Source organism: Microbacterium sp. ZW3a (assembly GCF_057167165.1).
On record NZ_CM169903.1, the window covers coordinates 2,810,614 to 2,829,463 of the forward strand.

Consider the following 18,850-nt stretch of genomic DNA (forward strand, 5'->3'; position numbering starts at 1 on the left):
GCGAGCCGCGCAGCGACAGATATTGGCCCCTCACGCAACGGGGTCAGGGGCGCAGGACCACCTTGATGCAGCCGTCTTCCTTCTTCTGGAACGCCTCGTAGAGGGCGGGGGCGTCCTCGAGGGGGGCGTGGTGGGTCACCAGATCCATGACGCCGAGCGGGTCGGCGGCATCCTCCACCAGCGGGAGCAGGTCGTCGATCCAGCGCTTGACGTTGCACTGCCCCATGCGCATGCTGATCTGCTTGTCGAACATCGTCTTCATGGGGAGCACGTCGGCATCACCGGCGTACACGCCACTCAGTGACACCGTCCCGCCGCGGCGGACGAGGTCGATCGCGGCGTGCATCGCGGCGAGGCGGTCTAGACCCGCGGTGTCCATGAGCTTCTGCGCAATGCCGTCCGGCAGCAGCCCAATGGCATCCTGCGCGAACTTGATGCCCCCGTTACCGTGGGCCTCCATGCCGACCGCGTCGACCACGCCGTCGGCGCCGCGACCGTCGGTCAGATCGCGGAGCTCGTCCACCACGGAGTCGCTGAGGTCGAAGGTCTGCACCCCGTGGCGCTCGGCCATCGCACGGCGCTCGGCCACCGGCTCGACCGCGAGCACGCGGTAGCCCAGGTGCACACCGATGCGCGCGGCGAACTGTCCGACCGGGCCGAGACCCATGACGGCAAGCGTGCCGCCGTCGGGGACGTTGGCGTACTGCACGCCCTGCCAGGCCGTCGGCACGATGTCGCTGAGGAACAGATACCGGTCATCGGGCAGGTCGTCGCCGACGCGGATGTGGTTGTAGTCCGCGAGCGGCACCCGCAGGTACTCCGCCTGCCCGCCGGGCACCTGCCCGTACAGCTTGGTGAAGCCGAACAGCGACGCGCCGCTGTTGTACTCGTGCACCTGCGTCGTCTCGCACTGCGACTGCAGTCCGCGCAGGCACATGAAGCAGTGCCCGCACGAGATGTTGAAGGGCACGACGACGCGGTCGCCCACGGCGAGCGTCGTGACGGCGGAGCCCACCTCGACCACAACGCCCATCGGCTCGTGGCCGAGCACGTCGCCCTTGTCGAGGAAGGGGCCGAACAGTTCGTACAGGTGCAGGTCGGAGCCGCAGATCGCCGACGACGTGATCTTCACGATCGCATCCGTCGGTTCAAGAATCGTGGGGTCGGGAACTTCCTCGACGCTCACGTTGCGCTTGCCCTGCCAGGTCAGTGCCTTCATCGTCATGCCTCTCGTCGCGGACGCCCAGTCTGTGCCGTGGGCACCCCCGCGACGGAGGTGGTTGACGAATGGATGCCGAGACCCCAAGGACGCGTCAGGCACCCGGTGCGGCGAGCGACGGCGCGTCGATCCAGTCGTGCACCCGACGCAGGAACGCGGCGTAGCCCCCCGGCGTGCGTCCCGTGAAGCGGCCCGAGGTCTCGACCTCGTGCACGTCGCTCGCCCGCTCGCGCGCGCCGACGGACCGGGCCGCGCGCACCAGGGCGACGTCTTCGTGCTCGACGAGATCCGGGATGCCACCGACCTCGGCGTACGTGCTCGCCCGGACGCCGAGGTTGGCCCCGTGCACGTTGCCGGGCGGCCGCCCGCGGTGGTGCGTCGCGCGCCAGTAGGCGGCGTGGCGCGCGCTGAGGTCGGCGAAGTCGGGGCGCACCGTGCCGAGGACGAGGTCGATCCCGGCATCCATGAGGTCGAGTTGATGGGTGATCCAGTCGCGGGGCACCACCGTGTCGGCATCCGTCATCGCGATCCAGGTGTTCTCGGGCGGGGCCTCGAGAGCGGACAGCGCGTGCGCGACGCCGACCCGCCGGGCGGTGCCGACGCGACGCGCGGCGATCTCGACCGTCGCGACCGGCCAGCGCCGCGCCTGCTCGGCCGTGCCGTCACCGCACGCGTCGAGCACGACGACCACCGCCGCGGCGAGGCCGGGCTCACGCTCCCGCGCGTGGGTCACCGCGCGCGTCACCGAGGCGAGGCAGCGCCCGATGAGCGCCTCCTCGTCGTGCGCGGGGATCGCGACGGCGACGGCCCTCACGGCAGGAGTCCCGCCTCGGCCGCCACCGAGCGCGCGCCCGGGCGCCCGAACACCTCGAGCACGAAGTCCTCCTCCTCGTGTCGGACGAGGCGCACGAGATCGGACCGTGCCGCGAGGGCGTCGTGGACGCTGTCGCCGCCGCGCGGATACTCCGCCACCGGATGCCGCCAGTGACAGGCGACGAGATGACCGTCGCCGCTGAGCGAGCCGACGCTCGCCGTGAGACCGCGGTCGAGGTCACCGGCGCCCCAGTAGTAGGCCACCTCCGACAGCACGACGAGGTCGAACTCCCCCTCCGGCCACGCGTCGGGGAGCTGCGCGCGACGCACCTCGACGTTTTCGTTCCCGTCCAGCCGGCGGCGGGCCCGTTCGAGAGCCGCCGGGGCGAGGTCGACGGCGAGCACGCGGTCGCAGCGGTCGGCCAGGTGCGCGGTGAGGGCGCCCGTCGAGCAGCCGGCCTCGAACGCCGCGCGGTACCGGGGCCGGGGCAGCGCCGCCAGGAGGACCGCACGCTTGCGCTCCTCGTACCAGCGCGAATCGAAGCCCCACGGGTCGTCGTGGCGCGCGTACAGGTCGTCGAAGTAGTCCTGGCCGACCGTCCCCGCGGCGTCCCCCTCCGCGGCCGGCTCGGGGGCGAAGAACACCTCCGTGGCGCGCTCGAAGTGCGCGCGCATGCGCGCGTGCACCATCGGCTCATCGCCGGGAGCGGCCGACAGCGGCCGGAGCTGGCTCGCGTGCGCGTCGAGCGCGCGGGTCTTGGCCTCTCGCGCGGCGGAGTCGAGCTCAAGTGCCTCGGCACGGGGCCAGGGCACGTCGTCGGGTGCGCCCCAGTGCCACAGCCAGATCGGGAAGGCGCGCGACCGCACGCCGCGGGCGGCGCACACGTCCTCGACGATCTCGCCCACGACGCGGTGATCGCGGTGCCCGTCGCCGCGCCACGTCGACAGCACGAGCACGCGCTCCGCACCCGCCCGGTCGAGAGTGTGGCGGAGCGCCGCGGTGATGGCATCCCGGTACTCGTCGGTCCCGCCGTCGGGAAGGCCCAGGAAGAGCGGATCGGCGGTGACGCCGACGATGCGCGCCGCCTCGATGAGCTCGCGGCGCCGCAGCAGCCCCAGGGTGGCGGGGCTGTGCGTGGCCGAGTCGGGGTGCGACCCCTCGCCGTCGGTCGCGACGATCAGGTCGATCGCGATCCCCCGGGCCGCCGCGGTCGCCAAGAGTCCCGCGGCACCGAGGCTCTCGTCGTCGGGGTGCGCGGCCACCACGATGAGGCGGTCGACGTCGAGGTCGAGCGCCGGGAGCGGCGCTCCGAGGGCCGACGCCCACACGCTCTCGTCGGTGCCCGGATCGCGGTGGTCGAAGCTCACCATGCTCCCGCCTCCGTCGCCACGTCGCCGCCGATTTTCGCCAGGTCGCGCGCGGCGTGATGCTGGCGCACGTACACCTGCAGGTCGGCGACGCGCCGGGCGTGCGCCTCGTCGGCGACGAGCGGCAGCGGGCCCAGGGCGTGCGCGGACTCCGCGAGCGCCGTCTCGACCGCATCCGCCACGACGGTGCGCGCGCGAGCAGCCCGCAGACCCGCGGATGCCGAGCCTCCGGCGCCGAACACCGTCGCGGTCTCCCCGAGCACGGCGCGCGCCGCCCACAGGGCGGTGTCGGCTCGGCCGAGGTGCACGCGGGAGAGCTGATCGGCACGGTCGCCGCGGGCGGCCTCGGCGAGCGCCCACCAGAGCGGCACCGCCCCGCCCCACCAGCACGCCGCGACCCCCACGCCACCGTGGGCGAAGCCGCGACGCCGCAGGTACCACCCGGGCTCCCCCACCGGCACGGCGACCGCCCCGTCGACGTCGATCGGGGCGCTGACCACGCGCTCGAGCCCCCGGGAATGCCAGGGGCCGGTTCGCGCCGTCACCGCGGGGTCGCGGAGGTCCAGGGCGAAGAGCTGCCGGCGCTCGTCGTCGACCCAGGCGGTGACGAGCGCGTGCGTGAGGTGGGCGGCGAGCGAGCACCAGGGCTTCGTTCCGTGCAGCGTCCAGGTGCCGGCATCCTGTCGCGCCTCGAGGCGCGCGCCCGGCCCCTCGGCCGCGAAGACACCCCAGGCGCCGTCTCGGTCGACGTCGAGCGCCAGCCCCTCGGCGGCGGCCTCGTCGAGGATCCCGAGGGCGTCGAGGTGCGGCTCCAGCACCCGGGCCGCGGTGACGTCGCGCGCGGCGACCGAGGCGAGCAGCTCCCACGTCGCCGCGACCGAGCGCGGTCGGACGACGCCGACGGCCCAGGCGAGCGTGGCGGCGATGTCGGTGCCGAATCCGTCGACGGCATCCGCCCGTGCCAGCGCAGCGCGGACGTCGTCGAGATCGGGGGTGTCGTCGGGGAGGAGCAGAGGGAACGGGGGATGAACGGCGTCGCTCATTCCTCGATTCTTCCGGTGCGCGCCGAAACGGCCGAGGCTTGACAGCGGCGCCCGGACGCGGCAGGGACCCGTCAGCGCCGCGCGCGAAGCAGGGTGTCGGCGCGCGCGAGGACGCGCAGCAGCTGCGGGAACCGCGCTGCCGGTCCCTTCCGCGGGAGGCGTTCGAGCGCCGCCTCGTCGCCGGGCAACCGGTGTTGCTGGCCGCGCACGAGCCGCCGGGTGGCGTTCAGGAGCGCCAGGGGGTGGGTCTCGAGGGCACTGTGGCCGTTGTGGAGCCGCACGAGCGTGGCATCCGGAGCCGCCCGGGCGACCCGCTCGGCGATCGCGGGAGGGGTCCGCAGGTCGCGGTCACCCGAGAGCAGAACGACGGGCCACCGGAAATCGCGCGCGGCGGCGGTGAGGTCGTACGGCTCTCCCTCGAACGCCGGATACCGCGACGACAGCGGGGCGTAGGTGAGCGCCGGGTCGAGGGGAAGGCCGTCGGGTGCGGCGCCGTAGTTCAGCTCGCGGAACGCGATCGTGCCGACGAGGTCGAACTCGTAGATCCCGGGGATGCGCGCGACCGACCCGTCGCGCGTGGCGTACGCGGCGAGCGCGTGCCACGCGAACCCCGGGCGATGCCGCACGAGCGGCAGCACCAGCTCGGGGCCCGCGAGCTCGTAGGCGGCCCGGACGACATCGAGCACGACGCGCTCGTCGATGCCGTCGGCGACGAGTCCGCGCACGCCGCGCGCGATCTCGTCGTCGGCGTCCCAGAAGAGTCCGCGCAGGTGCGCGCGTTCGAGGCCTAGGTCGTCGGCGGACTGGAGGGCCGAGTCGAGCAGCATTCCGGCGACGCGCTCCGGATGCCGTGCCCCGAAGCCCGACGTGAGATAGCTGCCGTACGACGAACCGACCAGGTAGGCCCGGTCGACCCCCTCGGCGTCGAGCACGGCGGCGAGGTCGTCGAGCACGGCGGTGACCCGCATCGCCTCGGGGGGCAGGTCACGGCCGGCGAGGTCGCGACGGGACCGGCCGACGCCGCGATGCTCGACCATGATCAGGTCGAGACCGCCGCCGGCCGCCCAGCGACGCAGACCCCGGTACGGCAGCATCGAGACCAGGCCCGGGCCTCCGGGGATGACGAGCGCGGGCGTGGCCGTGCGCGGCCCCGACCGCACGTACGTCAGGTCGAACGCCGGCGCCCCGTCCGTCGCCGGCCGCCGGACGGTGCGGACGGATTCACCCATGCGACGCACGCTACCGCGCGTCGGGAGGGTCAGGGGCGGACGAGCGGTCCGACCACGGCCAACAGGCGCAGCCGGTCGGCGCTCTCACTGCCCGGCACCGCGGTGTACACCAGGAGCGAGTGCGAGGTCTCGGGATCGACGAGGGTCTGACAGTGCAGTTCGAGCACGCCGACCGACGGGTGGACGAACGTCTTGGTCTGCCGCGGACGTAGCCCGACCTCGTGCGCGGCCCACAGCGTGCGGAATTCGGCGCTGCGTTCGAGCAGCTGGTCGGCGAGCAGCGCGGCGCGCGAGCCGGGTCCACGGCGGCCCGCCAGCTCTCGCAGGCCGGCGGCGAAAAGGCGGCTGAGGAACTCGTGTTCCTCCGGCGCGTACAGCGCCCTCGACGCCGGCTCGCTGAACCATCGGTAGCCGAGGCTCCGCTCCGGGCCCGTGCGCACCGACGCATCCCCGGTCAGGGCGGCGCCCAGAGGGGATTGTCGGAGCGTCTCGCCCAGTTCGGTGATGATCTCGGCGGGGGTGTCGTCGAGACGGTCGAGGATGCGCTGAAGGCCGGGGCTGATGTGCTCCGTCGTGGAACCCCGTTCGTCAGGGACATGCCCGGCCACGCGGAAGAGATGGTCGCGCTCGGCACGGGTGAGGTGGAACCCCTGCGCGATCGCGCCGAGCATCTGCGGCGACGGCTGCGGGCCTCGTTCGCGTTCCAGCCGTGCGTAGTAGTCCGTGGACATGTGCGCGAGCGCAGCCGCCTCCTCCCGGCGGAGTCCGGCCGTGCGGCGGCGCGGGCCCCGCGGGAGTCCGACGTCCTCGGGCTGGAGCGCTTCGCGACGGGTGCGGAGGAAGTCCGCGAGAGCCGACCGATCGATCATGCTCCCCTGTCTACCCGTCGCCCGGCTCCGGAACCAGGACGCGGCGATCCCCCTTTCGGGGGACCGGGCAGCAGGGGATCGACGGGTCCTGGTTGGCGAGGACCGATCCGCGCACGCTGGCAGGACACCGACCGAGGAGACACCGTGACCGACATCGACATCCCCCTTCCCTCCCTCACCGGCCGACGCGCCGTGCTCACCGGCGGCAGCGACGGCATGGGCCTCGTCATCGCCGAGCGCCTCGCCGCGGCTGGCGCCGAGATCGTGCTCCCCGTCCGCAATCGCGCGAAGCGCGATCGCGCCGTCCGGTCGATCCGCGACCGCGTGCCCGGCGCGCGAATCGAGCTGCGCGACCTCGACCTCTCGTCGCTGTCGAGCGTCGCCGCTCTCGGCCGGGACCTGCGGGCCGACGGCCGCCCGGTCCATCTGCTGATCAACAACGCCGGGGTGATGACCCCGCCCGAGCGGCAGACCACGGCCGACGGTTACGAACTCCAGTTCGGCACCAACCACCTCGGCCACGTCGCCCTGGTCGGCCACCTGCTGCCGCTCCTGACCGCCGGTCGGGCGCGTGTCGTGACGCAGGTGAGCATCGCGGCCGCGCGCGGCCGCATCGCCTGGGACGACCTCCAGGCCGAGCGGTCCTACGACGGCCAGCGCGTGTACTCCCAGTCCAAGATCGCCCTGGGCCTGTTCGCCCTCGAACTGGACCGCCGCAGCCGGGCGGCGAACTGGGGGCTGACGAGCGTGCTGTCGCACCCCGGCGTCGCCCCGACGAGCCTCCTCGCCGCGCGCCCCGAGATCGGCCGCACGACCGACACCCCGCAGGTCCGCGCCATCCGCTGGATGTCGCGTCACGGCATCCTCGTCGGCACGGTGCGTTCGGCCGCCCAGCCCGCGCTCCTGGCCGCGACCACGACGTCGCCGCGCACCGACGTCCTCTACGGCCCGCGCGGTCCGCTGCACGTCGGCGGCCGGGCGGCCACGCACGCGCTGTACCGTCCCCTGCGCGACCCGGAGGAAGCGGCACGGGTCTGGGACGAGTCGGAACGGCTCGCGGGGGTCGCGCTGAGCGTGTGACCGGGCTGGCGGGGCACCGCGCGGGCAGGCGGGATCGTGCCGGTTGGCTGTGAGTTCGGATCCCGACGGCGCCGGTGGGCGGCACGCTCCCTAGGCTCCGATCGTGGCCCCCACTCCGTCCCGCACCCCCGACCTTCTCGCGGCCCTCGCCGCGATCTCGGCGACCGCGCTCGGAGCCGGAGTCGGCGAGCTCACCGCGGCCGTCGTCGCCCCCTCGGCGAGTCCTTTCGCCGTCATCGGCAGGGGGATGATCGACATCGCCCCGGCGTGGGCCAAGGAGCTGGCGATCAGCTGGTTCGGGACGGCGGACAAGGCCGCGCTGCTCGTCGGTATCGCGGTCCTGCTCCTCGCGGTCGCGGCCGTCGCCGGGGTGCTCGAGCGCCGCCGCCCCCCGTGGGGCCGCGTCGTTCTCGCAGCTCTCGGCGGCGTCGGCGCAATCGTGTCGATGACACGGGCGGACGCCGGCATCCTGTCGCCGGCGCCCTCTCTCGTCGCCGGCGCCGTCACCGCGGTCGTCGGCGCGGTGCTCATCGCCCGGCTCCCGCGGCCCCTCGCCGCGGATGCTCCGGACCGTTCCGGCGCCGAGGGCCCCAGTCGGCGCAGCGTTCTGGTGCTCTCCGGCGTCGCGGTGGTCGGCGGCGTGCTCGCCGCGGTCGGCTCGGCGGCGTTGCGCGGTGGTGCGCAGGCGACCTCGGCGATCCGCGCGGCGCTCCGGCTGCCGACGCCCGCCGTCACGGCGACGATCCCCGCGGCGGCGGAGCTCGGCATCCCCGGACTCTCCCCGGTCATCACGCCCGCGGCGGAGTTCTACCGCATCGACACCGCGCTCGTCGTGCCCCAGGTCGATCCGTCCACGTGGAGCCTCCGCATCCACGGTCTCGTCGAGCAGGAGGTCGTGCTGCGGTGGGACGACCTGGTCGCCCTCCCCCAGCGCGAGACGGTCGCCACCCTCGTCTGCGTGTCGAACGACGTCGGCGGTGATCTGATCGGCACCGCGCGGTGGCTGGGCGTTCCGATCCGCGACGTGCTGGCGATGGCGCGACCGACCCCGGATGCCGACATGGTGCTGTCACACTCCGTCGACGGTTTCACCGCGTCGACGCCCATCGAGGCGCTGACCGACGAGCGAGAGGCCCTCCTGGCGATCGGGATGAACGGCGAACCGCTGCCGCTCGAGCACGGCTTTCCCGTCCGCATGGTTGTCCCAGGTCTCTACGGCTACGTGTCCGCCACGAAGTGGGTCTCCGAGCTCGAGGTGACGCAGTACGCCCGCGCCGAGGGGTACTGGACCTCGCGCGGATGGTCGGCGCGCGGGCCGGTGAAGCTGGCCTCGCGGATCGACGTCCCCCGCTCCGGAGCCCGCGTCGACGCCGGCCCCACGACCATCGCCGGTGTCGCCTGGCACACCCACGTCGGCGTCTCGGGCGTCGAGGTGCAGATCGACGACGGGCCGTGGCAGCCCGCGCGCCTCGCGACCGCGATCTCGTCCGACACATGGGTGCAATGGAGCATCCCGTGGGAGGCCACGGAAGGCCCTCACACCGTCCGCTGCCGCGCGACGTCCGCCGACGGTGACACGCAGACGCCCGCCCGCAACGCCCCCGCCCCCGACGGCGCAACAGGCTGGCACGAGCTGACCGTCACGGTCGCGTGAGTCGCCAGGATTTGTCGCCTCAGGCCGGGCCGGAGCGACAAATCCTGGCGACTCACGCTCTCAGGACAGGGCGTGGCGCAGCTGCTCGATCGCCCAGTCGATCTCGGTGGCGCGGATCGTCAGGGGCGGGGCGATGCGGATCGTCTGCCCGTGCGTGTCCTTCACGAGCACACCGCGCGACAGGAGCTTCTCGGCGATCTCACGACCGCTTCCCGCGGCCGGATCGATGTCGACGCCCGCCCACAGCCCCGCGACGCGCACCGCGGTGACCCCGTGACCGACGAGGGACTCGAGTCGCTGAGCGAGGTGCTCGCCGAGCGCCTTCGCGCGGGTCTGGAACTCTCCGGATGCCAGCATCTCGACGACCCGCAGACCCACCGCCGCCGCCAGCGGGTTACCGCCGAAGGTCGAGCCGTGCTCGCCGGGGCGGATGACCCCGAGCACGTCCTCGTTCGCGACGACCGCAGACAGGGGCAGGACGCCACCTCCGAGCGCCTTGCCGAGGAGGTACACGTCGGGCACGACACCCTCGCGGTCGCACGCGAACGTCTCGCCGACGCGGCCGAGGCCCGATTGGATCTCGTCGGCGATGAACAGCACGGTGTGCTCGGTGCAGATCTCGCGGACCCGACGGAGGAACCCCTCGGGCGGAACGATGATGCCCGCCTCGCCCTGGATGGGCTCGAGGAGCACCGCGGCGGTGTTCTCGTCGATCGCCGCGGCGATGGCCTCCGCGTCGCCGTACGGCACGTGCACGAAGCCCGGGGCGTAGGGGCCGAAGTCGTCGTGAGCGACCGGGTCGTCGCTGAACCCGACGATCGTGGTCGTGCGGCCGTGGAAGTTACCGTTCGCGACGATGATGGTCGCGGCATCGGGGGCGATGCCCTTGGAACGGTAGCCCCACGCGCGGGCGACCTTGATGCCGGTCTCGACCGCCTCGGCGCCGGTGTTCATCGGTAGCACGAGGTCTTTGCCGCACAGCTGCGCAAGCGCGGTGGCGAAGGGCCCGAGCCGGTCGTTGTGGAACGCCCGGCTCGTGAGCGTCAGCCGCTCCAGCTGCTCGCGGGCGGCGGCGAGGATAGCGGGGTGGCCGTGACCGAAGTTCAGGGCGGAGTAGGCCGAGAGCAGGTCGAGGTAGCGCTTGCCCTCGACGTCGGTCACCCACGCCCCCTCGGCGCGCGCGGCGACGACCGGCAGCGGGTGGTAGTTGTGCGCGACGTGCGCGCTCTCGGCGGCGATGAGCTGGGCGCCGAGGTCGTCGACGGCGGTGCTCATCGGGTGCCCCCGCGCAGCTCGAGCGTGCAGCACTTGATGCCGCCGCCACCGAGGAGGAGCTCCGACAGGTCGACGAGCACCGGGGTGTAGCCGCGCTCGCGCAGCTGCGCCTCGAAGCCCGTCGCGCGGGGCGAGATGATGACGTTCTTGCCGTCGCTGGCGGAGTTCAGCCCGAACACCGAGCCGTCGGCATCCGAGACTTCAATCGCGTCGGGGTAGCGCTCGCGCAGGATCGCCTGGCTGCGCTCGTCGAACGCGTTGGGCAGGTACGCGATGTTCGCGCGCTCCACCCCGCCGGCACCCTCGACGGGATCGAGCACGGCGATCGCGGTGTCGAGGTGGTAGAACCGCGGGTCGGTGAGGGTGAGCGAAACGACCTCGCGCGAGAACACCTCGCCCACCTCGCGGTGGCTATCTCCGGTGGAGCGGAAGCCGGTGCCGGCGAGGATCGTGTTCCCGACGAGCAGGAAGTCGCCCTCACCCTCGTTGACCTCCACGGGCGCAGCGACCTCGAAGCCGTTCGCGGCGAACCAGTCGATGAACGCCGGAGCCTCGTCGGCGCGCTCGCGGAAGCGGAACTTCGGGCCGTAGGCGACACCGTCGATGACGAAGCCGCCGTTGGCGGTGTAGACCATGTCGGGCAGGCCCTCGACGGGGTCGATGAGCTCGACCTCGTGGCCGAGCGACACGTACGTGTCGTACAGCGCCTGCCACTGCTGGATCGCCAGGTTCGTGTCGGTGGGGCGGGACGGCTCCATCCACGGGTTGATGCTGTAGCTGACGGTGAAGTGCTCGGGGCGGCACATGAGGTACCGGCGGTGCTGCTGCACGCGCTCGTTCGTCTTGGATTCGACGGCGGCGGCGGTGGGGTTCGCGGACATCTCTGCTCCTCGTAAGAAGGTGCGGCGGACGCTGTCCTCTGGGCTCGGTGGCCCTTCGACCCGTCGGCACTCGCGGCGCCGTGCGGGGAAAGGTCGGTCCGGGCACGCCGCCGTCATTGTCTCACGCGTGTGCGCGGGCGCGCGAGCGGCAGGCGCAACCTCAGCGATGCGCGCCGGGTCAGCGGCATCCGGCCGGATCGGGCGGAGGGTGCGTGAAGCGCTGAGGTTATGCGCAGCGCGACAGCAGGAACAGATGCCAAGCGTTTCTGGCTCGCGGGACCTGTACGGGCGAAATCACTCGTGAACTGCGCGGTGCCTCGGTCATGGCCCCCGGCTCGGCAGGTGCGCGAGCAACCGGACGGATCGATACTGAGCCTTCGGACGCACGAAGGGCTAACTGTGCTACATTTTCTTTCGGTCGATCTTCTCTCTAGGAGCGCGAGATCATCGTGAGCCCGATCTGGGAGGAGTCGAGTCGTAAGCACGGTGTCAGCCAATCCGACCAGGTCTACGCGATCCTGCACGCGACCTATGTCGCGACGCTTCCGGAAACCGGACAACGCGGAGGGAGAGTGGTGCTCTACATCGGACCCGAGCACGCACAGACCTCCCGTGAACTCGAGATCCTGGTCGAAGACTTCGGCGGAGTCCCAGAAGCCCGGGTCTTCCATGCCATGCGTCTGGGACCGAAGCTGAGACGGTATCGAGAGGAGAACCCCGGATGATCGAAAACAATGACACTCGGGCGGAGCGGATCTCCGAGTCCGACAGCCCTGTTGCGCCCCCCTTCGACGTCCGCGCTGGCGACGCGGCCTCCGCAGCGGGCCGCGCATTCCTTCTCCGCGAGTTCGGCGACGAGCAAAACATCCGCGAAGCCATGCGCAAGCCGGGACGCCCGCGCCGTTCCGCCGCAGCATCCGGAACCTCTCCCACCGTGCGAGGGCGAGTTCCACAAACCGACTACGAGACACTCAGCGCAATCAGAGCGACAACCGGTAAAACCGAGAGCGAACTCGTACGCGAGGGGATCGCGATGGTCATCGGGCGGTACTCGACGCACCCTGACGTGGCATAGCGAGGTACCGGGCGTGACCCAACCTCGACCCTTCCACGGGGGTTCGGCGACGAACAGAGCGCCCGTCTGCGGCGCCCCTCGCTGTGAACACGCTGAGGCTCATCACCACTTCATCCGATATTCGTTCCGCCTTCCCGATCCGATCGACGTGCCCGAGGGATTCAACACCCTTCAGCTCTATCACGGGGCGGACGAGTCATCCGGGCCCGCGTTCGCGCACGTCACCGTTCGACACACGCGCCTGCCAAGCGGAGATTCCACCATGCTCTCTATTGGTGCCGTTCTCAGCATTGCCGGGGCTGACTTCGCGTCGCAATGGGCTGATGCCTCTCCGACCCATCCCCTGTTCCAGAGGCACTCGATCGTCGAAGTAACTACTTCCGCGAACTCTCCAGACCGGCCAACTCCGGATTGGACCGGCGAAATGCGGGATCTGCAACCTCGACAGGACTCTTTCATGCGAGCCCTTCACGCTGCTCGCACGGTGGTGAGGGCCGTGAGGCTGATGGACAAAGGCCGCTCCCCACTCTTGCCGACCTACGAGCGAACGTCGGTCATGATCATGATGGAAGAGTCAATGCACGAATCCGCGGAGTTCGATCTGGATGATCTCCCGCATCTCAAGTGGAGTGGGCCGCGAGTGATGATGCTCGAACACACGAACATCCCAGTCGACGAGAGCTTGGATTTCGATCAGGACGCCTTCGCCAGCTGGGCAGAACGCATTGGCGCAGCTTCCCCGGAAACGGCGGCGCGCGAACAGATGATAGAGGCGCGGCGATTGCTTCACGCGGAGGGCGAGTATGGAGCCGCCGTCGTCGCCGCGGCGACAGCGACCGAAGTCCTCCTGGACGCAGTTCTATCGTCCCTGCTGTGGGAGGAATGTGTGACCTCTGCGGACAGGAATTGGCGCGTTGCCGTAGATGCAGCAGCCCACATCTTTACACCTAACAACACGGCCTTGAAACGAGCTACAGCGCACACGATCGGTCGCTTGGGCGGCGATTGGACGTCCGCGTCTTCCGCCTGGCAGGCCTATCGCCGAGAAACGGCTGCGTTGCGGAATCGCGTCGTTCACGCCGGTTACCAGCCAGAACGACAACAGGCGGTTCGGGCGTTCCGGATCGCGTTCGATATGCATCGCTTCCTCGTCGACAGGGTGACGGAGAAATCGTCCGAGTTCCCGAGAACCGTGTTCATGTTCGCTGGTCAAGACGGATTGCAGCGTCGAGGCCGGTGGACCGGTGATATGAGAAAGTTCTTCGACGAAGTCGCCCCTACCGAGCCACCGTATGTAGAGAACTTCGCCGGCTGGCATCGTGACGTCATTCACAGGGCCAGCAACTGACACCTGCCGAATCGCTCAGGCATCCGGTCGCGCGGCGTCATCGACTCGGTCCGTGTCCGTGCCCCGTGGGAGGATGACCTCGATGTCTGCCACGACCGCGACCCTCGAGCATTCCGTCGTCTTCGACGAGGCCGCCGGTGTCGTCCGCATCCTCGACCGACGCGTGTTCCCCGCGCGGGTGGAGTGGGTGGATGCCACAACCCCCGACGAGGTCGCCGCGGCGATCCGCGACATGGTGACCCAGAGCTCGGGCCCCCTCTACGCCGCGACCGCGGGCATGGCCCTCGCTGCCCTGCAGGCGCGCACGCTCCCCCTCGGCGAGGCGCGCACGGCCCTCGGACGCGCCGGACGCGCCCTCGCCACCGCGCGGCCGACGAACGCGCACCCGCGCGACGCGGTGGCCCGCATCCTCGACGCCGGCCGCGACGCCGACGACACCGACGCCCTCGTCGCCACGACGCTCGAGACCGCCGCCGCGGTCGACCGCGGCTACCGCGAGGCGAGTCTGCGCCTGGGCCGGGCGACGCTGTCGCTGCTGCCGGAATCGCCGCGCATCCTCACGCACTGCTGGGCCGACGCCTACCTGTTCGGCCTCGTCGCCGCCGCTCGCGAAGCCGGGCGCGAGATCGAGTGGATTGCGACCGAGACCCGCCCGTACCTGCAGGGCGCGCGCCTGACCGCCCACTCGCTGCGCGAGCTCGGGCAGAAGGTCACGCTCATCACCGACGGCATGGCCGCCGCCGCCCTCTCCTCTCCCCGGGGCGTCGGCACCGGGCCCATCGACGCCGTCGTCACCGCGGCCGACCGGGTCGCCCTCGACGGGTCGGTCGTGAACAAGGTTGGCACGCTCGCGCACGCGGCCGCGGCGGCGGCATTCGGCATCCCGTACATCGCCATGGTCGAAGCGCCCGATCCCGGCGCCCCGACGGGTGCCGACGTCGTCATCGAGGACCGCGATCCGCGCGAGGTGCTCGAGGTGCTCGGCCACCGCACGGCCAGCCCGCTCGTGAGCGACGCGTGGTACCCGGCGTTCGACGTCACTCCCCCGCGCCTGGTGACCCGCATCGCCACCAGCCGCGGCACGTTCGAGCCCGCGCGCGTCGGCGAGCACTTCTCGACCGTCCCCGACGCGAGCGCCGTCGACGCCGCACCCGCGCTCCGCCGACGCCGCTCCCCCGCCGAACCCGCCCCGATCGCCGCGACCGTGCAGCCCGACACCGTCGCCTTCCGTCCCGTGTCCCCTTCTCCCGACGAGGATCCCCAATGACCGCCATCTCCGCCGACGTCGTCGTTCTCGACATCGAGGGCACCACCAGCGCCGCAGGGTTCATCCTCGGCGACCTGTACGACTACGCCCGCCCGCGCCTCGACGAGGTGCTCGGCCGCGACGACGACACCGTGCGCGCTGCCCGTGCCGACGCGATCGCCGAGACGGGCCTGGATGCCGATGCCTCCGACGCCGAGATCGCCGACGCGCTCCGCGGGCTCATGGCCTCCGACGTCAAGTCGACGCCGCTGAAGACCCTGCAGGGCATCATCTGGGCCGAGGGCTTCGCCACGGGCGAGATCCACTCGCAGTTCTTCGAGGACGTGCCCACCCGGCTGCGGGCGTGGAGCGACAACGGCATCCGTCTGGCCGTGTACTCGTCGGGCTCGGTGGCCTCGCAGGTGCCGTGGTTCCGCCACGCCCCGCAGGGAGACCTGACCGTGCTCGTCGAGGACTTCTTCGACACCGTGAGCGCGGGCCCCAAGAAGGAGTCTGGCTCGTACGACCGGATCGCCGCCGCCCTCGGGGTGGAGCCATCGCGGGCGCTGTTCCTCACCGATCACCCCGACGAGGTCTCCGCCGCCCTCGCCGCCGGGTGGCAGGTCGTGGCGCTCGACCGCGAGGGGGAGCCCTGGCACGGCGCGAACTTCGCGGCCCCGGCGGTGGCATCCTTCGACGAGATCGGGCTCACCCGGTGACCCTCCCCCACCCCGACCGGGTGCGCGCCGCCGGGGCGGCCCTCGCCGCCGAGGCCGCGCGCTTCTCGGGCTACGGCTGGATGCGCGGCACCTCGGGCAACCTCTCGCTCGTGGTCGACCGCGATCCGCTCGTGCTCGCCGTCACCGCCTCGGGCCTGGACAAGTCCGAGCTCACCGAGCGTGACGTCGTGCTCATCGGCGCCGACGGCACGGCGCTCGACGCCGCCGACACCCGTCCGCCCTCGGCCGAGGCCGGCCTGCACGCCCACATCGCCGCGCGCACGGGCGCGGGGGCGGTGTTCCACGTGCACGCGTTCGACGCGGTCGTGGCCGGGCACCGCTGGCCGGGCGGGGTCGAGATCCGCGACATGGAGATGCTCAAGGGCATCGGCCACCGCGCCCACGACGAGACCGTGACGATCCCCGTCATCGAGAACGATCAAGACATGGCAGTCGAGGCCGCCCGCTTCGACGCCGTCTACCGGCCGGCGACCGCCGAGGTTCCCGAGGTCCCCGCACTCATCGTCGCAAGCCACGGCATGTACGCGTGGGGCGCCGATGTCGCCGCGGCCCGCCGCCACCTCGAGATCACCGAGTGGCTGCTGCGCTTCGCGGTCGCGACACGCTGAGCTCTGGCATCCCCGCGTCGCCGCGCGTCGCCCGCACCCGCGCACGCCTACGCCCCTGCCCCGACGCGCGTCGCCCCCACCACGCGATAAACGCTTCCCACGCCGAGACACGCTTGCTGAGCGCGTTTCTCGTCGCGGGAAGCGTTTATCGCTGGGACTGGGACTGGGACTGGGACGGGGGCCGGGGCCGGGGGCGGCACGCAGCGCGGGCGACCCCGCCGACTACCGCGTGAGCGCCAGCGCGCGGGCCTCGCGCTCCCACGCCTGCGTCGCCATCTGCACGGCATCCCACGGCGAGCCGAGCGGGGGCGTGTACGACAGGTCGAGGTCGCTCATCTCGGCCACGGTCATGCCGTGGTGGAGCGCTACGGCGTAGGTGTCGACGCGCTTGGAGATTTCCGCGCCGCGCGTGCCGACGAGCTGGGCGCCCAGCAGGCGACCGTCGCGGGTGTCGCCGGTGACGCGGATGCTGATCGGGGTGGCACCCGGGTAGTAGCGCTTGTGGTCGTCGGCGATCGCGGTGTGGCTGTGCGGCGCGAAGTCCGCGGCGACGGCCTCGTGGTCGCGCAGGCCGGTGCGCGCGGCGACGACGTCGAACACCTTCACGACCTGCGTGCCGAGGCTGCCCGCGAACCGGGCGTCGCCGCCGATTGCGTTCTCGCCGGCGACGCGGCCCTGCTTGTGGGAGGTGGTCCCGAGCGGCAGGTAGGTGACGCCGAGGAGACGGTGGTGGGTGACCACGCCATCGCCGGCGGCCCAGACGTTCGGCAGACCCGTGCGCATCTGCTCGTCAACGACGACCGCCCCGCCGGCCCCGGTCGAGGCGCCCGCCGCGGTGAGCAGCTCGGTGTTGGGGCGGACCCCGACCACGACCAGCACGAGGTCGGCGGTGTGCGCGACGGGCTCGCCGTGGTGCGTGCCGGTGACGGTGAGACGCCCACCCTCGCGGGCGACCGAGGCCACGCGGGTGTCGGTGCGAACGTCGACGCCGTGCCGGGTGAGCTCGTCGTGGACGAGGGATGCGAGCTCGGGGTCGAGGGTCGACAGCACCTCGGGTCCGCGCTGGAGCTGCGTGACGTGGAGCCCCCGAACGGTGAGGGCCTCCGCCATCTCGAGACCGACGTACCCGGCGCCGACGATGATCGCGCTCTGGGGCTGACGCTCGTCGAGGAAGCGCTCCAGGGCGAAGGTGTCGCCCATCGAGTGGAGCAGATGCACACCGTCGTCGGGTCCGAGCTCGTCGAGCCCCGCGATGCCGGCGGTCGCGGGCGAGGCGCCGGTGCCGACCATGAGCGCGTCGTAGGGAATGGTCGACTCGGTGCCGTCGGCGGCGCGCACGGTGAGCTTCTGGCCGGTGACGTCGATGCCGGTGGCGAGGGTGTCCAGGCGCAGCGTCATGCCGGTGGCCTCGAGGTCTGCGTGGGTGCGGTGCGCCAGGGACTGCCACGGCTGCACCTCCCGCGAGAAGAAGTACGGGATGCCGCAGATGGAGAAGTTCGGGTACGCGTCGGCGACCACGACCGTGACGTCGACGGAGGGGTCGAGCTCCCGGGCGCGTAGGGCGGTGGAGATTCCGGCGTCACTTCCGCCGATGGCAACGAGGTGCATGAGGACCTTTCAGGATCGCGTTTCGAGGTGCACGGGGGTTACGACCTCGCCCGCGGTCCGGGCGGCGGTCGGATAGAACAGGACCACGAGCGCGAGCCCGAGGGCGGCGCCGGCGAACTGGGCGAGGATGAACGGCGGCACGGCCGCGGGCGCGATGCCGGCGAAGGTGTCGGTGAACATCCGCGCGATCGTCACGGCCGGGTTCGCGAACGAGGTGGAGCTGGTGAACCAGTACGCCGCACCGATGTAGGCGCCCACCGCGGCCGCGGTGGTCACCCCGCTGGAGGTGCGGGCGAGGGCGAAGATGAGCAGCACGAGTCCCGCGGTGGCCACCACTTCTCCCACCAGGTGGCCGCCGGTGGCGCGCTCGTTCGCGGAGAAGGCGGGGGCGACGTCGAACATGACGCCGGACAGGAGCGTCCCGGCGATGCCCCCGAAGATCTGCGCGGCGAGGTACGGACCGAGGTCGCGCAGCGGCAGACCGGTGCCCAAACGGCGCCCGAGCACCCAGTCGGCGACGGACACCACGGGGTTCAGGTGCGCTCCCGAGACGGGACCGAGCATGAGGATGATCACGGCCAGCCCGAGAGCGGTGGCCAGACTGTTCTCGAGGAGCTGCAGCCCGACATCGTCCGGCGAAAGGCGCTGCGCGGCGATGCCGGATCCGACGACCACCGTGACCAGCAGACCTGTGCCGACGAACTCTGCCGCCACCCGGCGAGCGAGGTGGGGCCGGCGCGGAGCGGAGACGGATTCGGTGGGAGTCACGGCATCATCTTGACCCGTGAGGGATA

General features: G+C 71.9%; 17 protein-coding genes. 7 read left to right on the top strand and 10 right to left on the bottom strand.

What is annotated here, in order from left to right; translation table 11 throughout:
- Positions 1–43 precede the first annotated feature (43 nt).
- The 6 genes from ACU6WY_RS13145 to ACU6WY_RS13170 all read right to left on the bottom strand — a co-directional run bounded on the left by ACU6WY_RS13145 (position 44) and on the right by ACU6WY_RS13170 (position 6,541).
- On the bottom strand, positions 44–1,219 hold the full coding sequence (locus tag ACU6WY_RS13145) for a zinc-dependent alcohol dehydrogenase (RefSeq protein ID WP_483821928.1): 1,176 nt from the start codon (positions 1,217–1,219) through the stop codon (positions 44–46).
- Positions 1,220–1,313: 94 nt separating this feature from the next.
- Complete coding sequence (locus tag ACU6WY_RS13150; protein WP_483820086.1) at positions 1,314–2,033, bottom strand: glycosyltransferase family 2 protein; 720 nt, start codon at positions 2,031–2,033, stop codon at positions 1,314–1,316.
- Positions 2,030–3,403 (bottom strand): PIG-L family deacetylase, encoded by a 1,374-nt coding sequence (locus ACU6WY_RS13155; protein ID WP_483820087.1) that lies wholly within the window; start codon positions 3,401–3,403, stop codon positions 2,030–2,032. Before ACU6WY_RS13155 ends, ACU6WY_RS13150 begins: the two co-directional genes overlap by 4 nt.
- Positions 3,397–4,443: an acyl-CoA dehydrogenase gene (locus ACU6WY_RS13160; protein ID WP_483820088.1), complete on the bottom strand. Its 1,047-nt coding sequence runs from the start codon at positions 4,441–4,443 to the stop codon at positions 3,397–3,399. Before ACU6WY_RS13160 ends, ACU6WY_RS13155 begins: the two co-directional genes overlap by 7 nt.
- A 71-nt stretch (positions 4,444–4,514) precedes the next feature.
- Entirely contained in the window at positions 4,515–5,672 is a 1,158-nt protein-coding gene (locus ACU6WY_RS13165) for an alpha/beta fold hydrolase (protein ID WP_483820089.1), read from the bottom strand.
- A 29-nt stretch (positions 5,673–5,701) separates the two neighbouring features.
- Positions 5,702–6,541 (bottom strand): helix-turn-helix transcriptional regulator, encoded by an 840-nt coding sequence (locus tag ACU6WY_RS13170; protein WP_483820090.1) that lies wholly within the window; start codon positions 6,539–6,541, stop codon positions 5,702–5,704.
- A gap of 144 nt (positions 6,542–6,685) precedes the next feature.
- Between ACU6WY_RS13170 and ACU6WY_RS13175 the strand changes: the two genes are divergently transcribed.
- On the top strand, positions 6,686–7,621 hold the full coding sequence (locus ACU6WY_RS13175) for an SDR family oxidoreductase (protein WP_483820091.1): 936 nt from the start codon (positions 6,686–6,688) through the stop codon (positions 7,619–7,621).
- Positions 7,622–7,724: 103 nt separating this feature from the next.
- Positions 7,725–9,275, top strand: coding sequence for a molybdopterin-dependent oxidoreductase (locus ACU6WY_RS13180; protein ID WP_483820092.1), 1,551 nt, complete (start codon positions 7,725–7,727; stop codon positions 9,273–9,275).
- A 60-nt stretch (positions 9,276–9,335) separates the two neighbouring features.
- On the opposite strand, the gene rocD is transcribed toward ACU6WY_RS13180, so the two are convergent.
- Complete coding sequence (gene rocD / locus ACU6WY_RS13185) at positions 9,336–10,550, bottom strand: ornithine--oxo-acid transaminase (protein WP_483820093.1); 1,215 nt, start codon at positions 10,548–10,550, stop codon at positions 9,336–9,338.
- A complete protein-coding gene (gene ddaH / locus ACU6WY_RS13190) occupies positions 10,547–11,431 on the bottom strand; it encodes a dimethylargininase (RefSeq protein WP_483820094.1) in 885 nt (294 codons plus the stop codon). Before ddaH ends, rocD begins: the two co-directional genes overlap by 4 nt.
- A 449-nt stretch (positions 11,432–11,880) precedes the next feature.
- On the opposite strand from ddaH, the gene ACU6WY_RS13195 reads away from it, so the two are divergent.
- The 5 genes from ACU6WY_RS13195 (at position 11,881) to mtnB (ending at position 16,448) form a co-directional block, all read left to right on the top strand.
- Positions 11,881–12,156, top strand: a complete 276-nt coding sequence (locus ACU6WY_RS13195) for a hypothetical protein (protein WP_483820095.1) — start codon at positions 11,881–11,883, stop codon at positions 12,154–12,156.
- 846 nt (positions 12,157–13,002) lie between these two features.
- Positions 13,003–13,854: a hypothetical protein gene (locus tag ACU6WY_RS13200; RefSeq protein ID WP_483820096.1), complete on the top strand. Its 852-nt coding sequence runs from the start codon at positions 13,003–13,005 to the stop codon at positions 13,852–13,854.
- Positions 13,855–13,936: 82 nt separating this feature from the next.
- Positions 13,937–15,121, top strand: coding sequence for a translation initiation factor eIF-2B alpha/beta/delta subunit family protein (locus ACU6WY_RS13205; protein WP_483820097.1), 1,185 nt, complete (start codon positions 13,937–13,939; stop codon positions 15,119–15,121).
- Entirely contained in the window at positions 15,118–15,819 is a 702-nt protein-coding gene (gene mtnC / locus ACU6WY_RS13210) for an acireductone synthase (protein WP_483820098.1), read from the top strand. The genes ACU6WY_RS13205 and mtnC overlap by 4 nt, the downstream gene beginning before the upstream one ends.
- Complete coding sequence (gene mtnB / locus ACU6WY_RS13215) at positions 15,816–16,448, top strand: methylthioribulose 1-phosphate dehydratase (RefSeq protein WP_483820099.1); 633 nt, start codon at positions 15,816–15,818, stop codon at positions 16,446–16,448. Before mtnC ends, mtnB begins: the two co-directional genes overlap by 4 nt.
- Before the next feature lie 222 nt (positions 16,449–16,670).
- On the opposite strand, the gene ACU6WY_RS13220 is transcribed toward mtnB, so the two are convergent.
- Together ACU6WY_RS13220 and ACU6WY_RS13225 are read right to left on the bottom strand one after the other, a co-directional pair.
- The gene (locus ACU6WY_RS13220) at positions 16,671–18,056 is read right to left on the bottom strand and encodes an FAD-dependent oxidoreductase (RefSeq protein WP_483820100.1); all 1,386 of its coding nucleotides are present in this window, start codon (positions 18,054–18,056) and stop codon (positions 16,671–16,673) included.
- Between the two features lie 9 nt (positions 18,057–18,065).
- Positions 18,066–18,824, bottom strand: a complete 759-nt coding sequence (locus ACU6WY_RS13225; RefSeq protein WP_483820101.1) for an aquaporin — start codon at positions 18,822–18,824, stop codon at positions 18,066–18,068.
- Positions 18,825–18,850 lie beyond the last annotated feature (26 nt).